The following is a 7239-nucleotide window of genomic DNA, read 5'->3' as shown; positions in this document are numbered from 1 at the left end:
CCCCTCGCGCTCCCCGGGATATTTCGAGCAGGATGAGGGTCAGGCCGGGCGCAACCTGCGGAGCGTGAGGCCCAGGATCAGAACGGCCCCCACGAGGGCCAGGATTCCCACGAAATCGAACCCGTTGCGTACCGTGACCGCGACCAGCGCCCAGACCAGAGCCAGGCCATAGAGCAGCGAGGCGCGGACACGCAGCATGATCGACGCGAGCATCAGGGCGAGCAGCACTGCCGCCACCGCCCAGCCGGACGGGCCGAAGGGCGGAATGTCCCAGCCGCTTGCGACCAACCCGATCGAGACCGAAGAGGCCGCCGTCAGCCAACCGGCATAGAGCCCGATCGGCGCCCGCAGGAGCCACAGGTCTTGCTGCGGCGTGCGCGCCAGCGCCCAGAGCGCCGGAATGAGCATCGCCCAGATGAGCACCGTGGCCCAGATGGGTGAGACCACCGCGACAGGCAGCCAGATCGCCCCCACAGCCAGCGACAGGCCGAGGGGGATACGCGGCGCGTCCCAAGCCACGTCGTGACCCCGCTTCCACAGGCCGAAGGCGGCGCTCGCGATGAGCCACAGATAGATCAGGCCCCAGATCGCGAAGGCGTATCCCGCCGGCTGAACGGGCGGGTTCTCCAGTGGAACCGGGAACTGCATCGGGTCGTAGCCCCCGAAATCCGGCACGAAGAGTGGCGAGGCCGCGAAGGCCAGCGAGAGGATCAGGACGAAGGCGGCGCGGAGGGTCATCGGGCTCATTGCGCGCAAGTAGCCCGGCTCGCGCCGCTGGCGAGCCTTGCATGGGCGCGCGCCGGAAGGCAGGGAAGCCCGGAGGGAGACGGGCATGCATGACGATCAGCGGGTGACCTTTGGCGGCGGCGGGCTGGATCGGGCCGAGGATTACCGCCGCCATCCCGATCAATTGGCCAAGCTGCCCGCACGCACGCTGCCGCTCTGGCGCGGCAAGCCGCTCATGAACGAGGAGGGCGACGCGCTGGTCCTGCTGGACGGGCACGCCTATCCCGACCACGGCCATCCGATCCTGATCGGCAAGGTCGACGGTCATGCCGTCTTTGCCCGCGACGTCAGCGCCATGGCCGTGCGCGGGGATACGGATGGTCTCGGCGCCTTCCTCGATCCGACGGTCCAGCGCCTGCCGGACCGGCCGGGCGCCTTCCACGAATTGCGCGCCACGATGACCCGGCTCGACGCGCTGGATGCAGAGATCGCGGCCAGCGCCAAGGGGGTGGTCGAATGGCACCGCACCCACGGGCATTGCCCGTTCTGCGGCACGAAGACCGAACCGGGAAAGGCGGGCTGGATGCGGGCCTGCCCCGGTTGCGGGCGGCAGCACTTCCCCCGCACCGATCCCGTCGTCATCATGCTCGTGACGCGCGGCAACGACTGTCTTCTGGGCCGGTCCCCTCATTGGCCCGAGGGGTTCTATTCGTGCCTTGCCGGCTTCATGGAACCCGGAGAGACGATGGAGGCGGCCGTCCGCCGCGAGACCTGGGAAGAGACCGGCATCCGGGTCGGCCGGGTCGAATACGTGGCGAGCCAGCCCTGGGCCTTCCCCTACTCGCTGATGCTGGGCGCCCACGGGCATGCCGAACCCGGAGAGATCGCCATCGATCCCGAAGAGATCGCCGACGCCCGCTGGGTCAGCCGAGAGGAGTTGCTGCGGGTGATGGCAGGAGAGCATCCGGAATTGACGCCCGCCCGCCCCGGCGCCATCGCCCGTTTCCTGCTGGACGAATGGCTCGCGGGGCGGTTGATCTGATCCGGGCGCCCCATGCACGCCGCAATCAGCGGCTAGGCGCCCCGCACCATCTGAGCCCGCAGGCCGGAGACCGGGAATGAAGTTCGTCGCCACCGAAGATATCCGCGCCCCCCGCGAAGAGGTCTGGCCGCATGTCGCGGACATCGATCGCTGGGAAGGGATGATCGCGGCGAAGACGAAGCGGCTGGATCGGCGCCCGCCTGGCCCTGCCGCGGTCGGAACGACATGGGATGCCCGCGCCTCCATCCGCGACAAGGATCGCGACGTGACCGCGCGGCTGGTTCGGATGGACGAACCCGGACGCCTCACCTTCGAGACGCGCACGGACGGGATGGAGGTGACCTTCGACGTGATGCTCGAAGAGAAGGGGCCCCACATGACCCGGCTCTCGGTCGTCACCGAGGCGAAGGCCAAATCCCTGACCGCGCGGCTGCTGCTGCAGTCGGCCAAGCTCGCGCGCGGACAGATGGCGAAGCGCTACAAGGCCCGCGTCGCGGCCTTTGCGGCCCGCCTGGAAGGCGACCGGAAGGCCTGACGGCTCGGCGGTTTTCCGCCTTGGATTGCCCCGCGATCAACCTCCCGGACCGAGGTACGGCTAGCGAGGCGTAGCCTCGGAACGGGGCCCGCGCCTTCGGGCCCGGAGGGAGGACATCATGGAAGATCGAACGAACCGCCTCAGCCGGCGGCGAGCCCTTGGCGCGTTGGGGGCCGGAGGAGCGGCGCTGGCCGCGCTGCCGGCCATGGCCCAATCCACCGCAGTGGAGCCGCGGTCGACGGTTTCAGAGCCGCGCCGACGGTTCGATGCGGACGCGCCGCCCAACGTCTATTTCTGGGACCCCGATATGGTCGCCGCGGATGACCGGTTCTGGGGCCTGATGCAGCCCAACGCGCCGATCCAGCGACTTTGGACCGGCGCGCTCTGGGCCGAGGGGCCCGCCTGGAACAGCGTCGGTAAATTCCTCGTCTGGTCGGACATTCCGAACAACCGGCAATTGCGCTGGCTCGACGAGGACGGGCATGTCAGCACCTTCCGCGCCCCATCCGGCAACTCCAACGGCAACACATTCGACTTCCAGGGCCGGCAGCTGAGCTGCGAGCACCTCAACAGGCGTGTGGTCCGCTACGAGCTGGACGGGTCGGCCACCGTGATCGCATCCGACTTCGAGGGGCAGCGGTTCAATTCCCCCAACGACGTGGTCGCCCATCCGGACGGCAGCTACTGGTTCACCGATCCGCCCTATGGCGGACAGCTCTACGAGGGGGCCCCCGATGCCGCGGGCGGGCCATCGAATCCGGATGGCCTGTTCGACCCGACGCTGGGGCAGCCGCCCGGGATCGGCGACTTCGTGCGCGAGATGGAAACCGCGACCTATCGCGTGGGTCCCGAAGGCACGGTCACGCGCGTCGCCTCGGAGGCGGATGCGCCGGACCCGAACGGGCTGTGCTTCTCGCCGGATTACCGCACGCTCTACGTCGCCTCGACGGGACGGGGGCCGGGCGATCAGGGCCCGGGCGGAGAAGGCAACATCTTCGCCTTCGACGTGGGCGACGACAACACGCTCTCGAACGGTCGGGTCTTCACCGATTGCGTGGTCGACGGCGTGAAATGCGGGCCGGACGGACTGCGATGCGACGTGCAGGGCAACCTCTGGGCGTCGTCGAATGCCGGACGGAATGTCGGATATTCGGGCGTGACGGTCTGGGCACCGGACGGAACGCTGTTGGGCCGCATCCGCCTGCCGGAAATCTGCGGCAACGTCTGCTTCGGCGGCCCCAAGCGGAACCGGCTGTTCATGGCGGCGTCCCAGTCGCTCTACTCGGTCTATACCGGGACCCAGGGCGCCGCGCCGGCCTGACGCCACAATGGTGGGGGGCCCTACAGCCCCTCGCCGAATTCGGCGGCCAGTTCGCGGACGACCTCGCGGAGCGCCTCGTCCCGGTCGGCGCCCCCCTCGATCGCGCGTTCCAGCGTCGCGACCTGCCGCATGGCGCTCGTCCCCCGCTCCGGGATCGTGGCGGCATGCTCCACTTCGGCCAGACAGCCCAGCGCCTCGGCATGGGGGCGCAGAAGCTCGATGAACTCAGCCAGAAGCTTCGGAAACGGGACCATCTCGCCGATGCCGAAATCGATCAGCTCGCCGGTGACGCCGTAGCGCTGCGCCCGCCAGCGGTTCTCCTCGACCAAAAAGCGGTCATATTGGCGCCAGCGCTTGTTTTCCTGCCGCAGGGTCCAGAGCATCCGGAACAGGCTCTGGATCATCGCGGCCAGCGCGATCGTATCGTCCAGGCGCGGAGCCACGTCGCAGATGCGCGCCTCCAGCGTCGGGAAGCGCGCCGAGGGGCGCAGGTCCCACCAGACCTTCGTCGCGTCCTCGATCACCCCGCAGCCGATCAGGGTGTCAATCGAACGCATGTATTCGCCATGGCTCGACAGAAGCGGCGGCAACCCCGTGCGGGGGAGGTTGTCGAAAACCGTCAGGCGATAGGATTGCAGACCGGTCTCCATCCCCTCCCAGAACGGAGAGGACGTGGAAAGCGCCAGCAGATGAGGCAGGAAATAGGACGCCTGATTGAGCAGGTCGATGCGCAGGTCCTCGTCCTCGATACCGACATGGACGTGCATTCCGCAGATCAGCATCCGGCGGGCGACACCGGCCAGGTCCTCCTCCAGCGAGCGATAGCGCTCTTTGTCGGTGAAATGCTGCTTGTGCCAGTCCGCGAAGGGGTGGGTCGAAACCGCGAGGGGAACGATGCCGTGGCTCTCGGCGCTCTCGGCGATGGTGCGGCGCAGCCCGGCCAGATCATCCCGTGCTTCGGCGATGGTGCGGCAGACGCCGGTGCCGACCTCGATCTGGCACTGGAGGAATTCGGGGCTCACCTTGTCGCCCAGCTTCTCGCGGCATTCCTCCATCAGGCCATCCGGCGCGGGGACGAGATTCAGCGTCTCGCGGTCGACGAGAAGGTATTCCTCCTCAATGCCAAGCGTGAAGGACGGGGCCGTGTTCGCCATGGGGGTACCTCCTCGGCCGCACATCCAGCCGTCGGCCCATCGTTCCCTTCGGACCGGCGATGCGCAAGCCCGAGATCAGCGCGAGCGCAGATACTCCATCACCGGGCCGCGCACCGATTGCTCGCCCGTCTCCCGCGCCTCGGCGATGACCTTGTGCACTTCAGACAGGTTCGATCGCAGGAGCAAATGCTTGACCGGCCCGATCGAAGCGGGCCGCATGGACAGGCGCCGCAGACCCATCGCGGCGAAGCAGAGCGCCTCGACCGGACGGCCGGCATCCTCGCCGCAGAAGCTGACGGGAGTTCCGGTTTCGGCGCAGCGGGCGACGATCTGCTCGATCAGCGACAGGAAGCTGACGTTCAGCGTATCGTAGCGGCGGCGTACCCGCTCGTTCTCCCGGTCGGCCGCGAAGAAGAACTGCTTGAGGTCGTTTCCGCCGATCGAGACGAAATCCGCCTCTTCATAGAACCGGCGGGGGGCGAAGGCGATGGACGGCGTCTCGATCATCGCGCCGACGCAGATCCGCTCGGGCAGCGGATGTCCCAGGCTCTTTTCTCGGTGGATCTCGCGCGTCAGATGGGCGCGGGCCTCGATGAATTCCTCCGTCTGCGCGATGAAGGGAAACATCACCCGCAAGGGCCGTCCATTGGCCGCGCGAAGCAGTGCCTGAAGCTGCATCCGCATGATGCCGCGCTTGTCGAGACCGACGCGGATCGCCCGCCAGCCAAGCGCCGGGTTCGGCTCGTCGGCCGGCTTCATGTAGGGCAGCACCTTGTCGGACCCGATATCGAGCGTCCGGAATGTCACGTCCTTGCCCTGTGCGGCATCCATCACCCGGCTGTAGAGCTTGGCGAGGTCCCCGCGCCGGGGCATCTGGTTGCGCACGAGGAATTGCAGTTCGGTCCGGAACAGCCCCACCCCTTCCGCGCCCGAGGAGGGCAGACTGGGCAGGTCGGCCATCAAACCCGCATTCATCAGAAGCTCGATCCGGTGCCCGTCGCGAGTGACGCAGGGCCGATCGCGGATCGCAGCATAGCGCTTCTGAGCGTCCGCGGCCATGGCCAGCTTTTCGCGGAAGGCACTGCGAACCATGTCATCGGGCCGCAGATGGACCAGCCCCTGATCCCCGTCGACGAGGATCGGGTCGCCCGACAGAGCCTCGGCCGTGACGCCGCGGGCCTGAATCACGAGTGGGATCGCCCAGGCGCGGGCTACGATGGCCGCATGGCTGCCGACGGACCCTTCTTCCAGCACCACGCCGCGCAACCTCTGACGACCGTATTCCAGCAATTCACCCGGGCCCAGATTGCGGGCGACCAGCACGGCATTATCAGGGACGGGAACTGTGTTCCCCTGCCCCGTCAATTCCCGTAGCAGGCGGTTCGAGAGGTCATCCAGATCCGCGAGACGGTCGCGCAGATAGGCGTCTCCGGCCTGTCCCATCCGCAGGCGTGCGGTGGTCTGTTCCTTCTCGACGGCCGCTTCGGCGGAAAGGCCCGCGGCGATGTCTTCCTCCATCCGCCTGAGCCAGGATCGGGAATAGGCGAACATGCGGAAGGCCTCGATCACCTCGGCCTGCTCCCGGTCGCCTGCCGCGCTCAGCATCTGGTCCACCGAGATCCGCAACTTGTCCACGGCATCGCGCAGGCGCCGCACTTCCACTTCGGGGTCGTCGGCGACCGGATTGGACACGACCACTCGGGGATCGTGCAGATGCACGACGCCTTCGGCCGCACCCTCCTGTCCCGTCACGCCCCGCATGAGGATCTGTTGGGCGTGCCGGGGGCGCAGGGCTTCTCCTTCGCCGACAAAGGCGCCCAGTTCCGTCATCTCGGCCAACACCATCGCGACGACTTCGAGTGCGTAGACCTCGTCTTCGGAATATTCGCGCGCCTCCTTCGACTGGACGACCAGGACGCCCAGACGTTCGCCGAGACGCAGGACGGGGACGCCCAGAAACGAGGAGAACACCTCTTCTCCGGTTTCCGGCATGTAGCGGAAGCCTCGGGTCGAGGGGGCGTCGGCCGTGTTGATCGGGGCCCGCCTGCGCGCGACCCGGCCCACGAGGCCCTCGCCGACCCGCATCCGGGTGACATGCACGGCTTCGGGGTTGAGGCCACGGGTTGCGCAGAGTTCGAGCGTCTGCTCGTCGCGGTGCAGATAGATCGAGCACACATCCGTGCCCATCGAGTCGGCCACGAGCTCGGTGATCTTGTCGAGACGCTCCTGCCCCTGAGCGTCCTCGGCCATGACAGCCTGCAGGCGCCGCAGCAGCTTGCGGCTCTCGGTTTCCGATCCCATGGGCATATGCGGCGTTCCCCAACTCTCCGACCGCTATAGGGGAGCGGGACGCCGGGGGAAACGGCGCGTTTCCGCATGGGGAAAAAGAAGCGGCGTGGCCCGTGGGACCGTGGTCGGCGCGCCCTCCGGTCAGGCCGCGTGATACGTCACTCTCCGGCGG

The 7239-nt window shown here is 67.9% G+C and carries 6 protein-coding genes; 3 read left to right on the top strand and 3 right to left on the bottom strand.

Annotated elements, in window-relative coordinates:
- Nucleotides 1–39: 39 nt before the first annotated feature.
- On the bottom strand, nt 40–747 hold the full coding sequence (locus jaqu_RS03085) for a tryptophan-rich sensory protein (RefSeq protein ID WP_089268333.1): 708 nt from the start codon (nt 745–747) through the stop codon (nt 40–42).
- Nucleotides 748–832: 85 nt separating this feature from the next.
- Here jaqu_RS03085 and nudC point away from each other — a divergent pair, with 85 nt between their 5' ends.
- The 3 genes from nudC to jaqu_RS03070 all read left to right on the top strand — a co-directional run bounded on the left by nudC (nt 833) and on the right by jaqu_RS03070 (nt 3624).
- Entirely contained in the window at nt 833–1768 is a 936-nt protein-coding gene (nudC, locus tag jaqu_RS03080) for an NAD(+) diphosphatase (protein WP_043917463.1), read from the top strand.
- 76 nt (nt 1769–1844) lie between these two features.
- On the top strand, nt 1845–2303 hold the full coding sequence (locus jaqu_RS20425) for an SRPBCC family protein (RefSeq protein ID WP_052500743.1): 459 nt from the start codon (nt 1845–1847) through the stop codon (nt 2301–2303).
- A 118-nt stretch (nt 2304–2421) separates the two neighbouring features.
- Nucleotides 2422–3624 (top strand): SMP-30/gluconolactonase/LRE family protein, encoded by a 1203-nt coding sequence (locus jaqu_RS03070; protein WP_043917462.1) that lies wholly within the window; start codon nt 2422–2424, stop codon nt 3622–3624.
- Between the two features lie 20 nt (nt 3625–3644).
- Here jaqu_RS03070 and jaqu_RS03065 read toward each other — a convergent pair whose 3' ends face one another.
- Both jaqu_RS03065 and ptsP read right to left on the bottom strand, forming a co-directional pair.
- Nucleotides 3645–4778, bottom strand: coding sequence for a carboxylate-amine ligase (locus tag jaqu_RS03065; RefSeq protein ID WP_043917461.1), 1134 nt, complete (start codon nt 4776–4778; stop codon nt 3645–3647).
- Between the two features lie 75 nt (nt 4779–4853).
- Nucleotides 4854–7085 carry a phosphoenolpyruvate--protein phosphotransferase gene (ptsP, locus tag jaqu_RS03060; protein ID WP_043917460.1) on the bottom strand — a complete coding sequence of 744 codons (2232 nt, stop codon included), beginning with the start codon at nt 7083–7085 and terminating at the stop codon, nt 4854–4856.
- Nucleotides 7086–7239 lie beyond the last annotated feature (154 nt).

The organism is Jannaschia aquimarina, assembly GCF_000877395.1.
Taxonomy (GTDB): Bacteria; Pseudomonadota; Alphaproteobacteria; order Rhodobacterales; family Rhodobacteraceae; genus Jannaschia; species Jannaschia aquimarina.
Note: the sequence above shows the minus strand (reverse complement) of the source record. Positions and strands in the feature narration are given on the sequence as shown.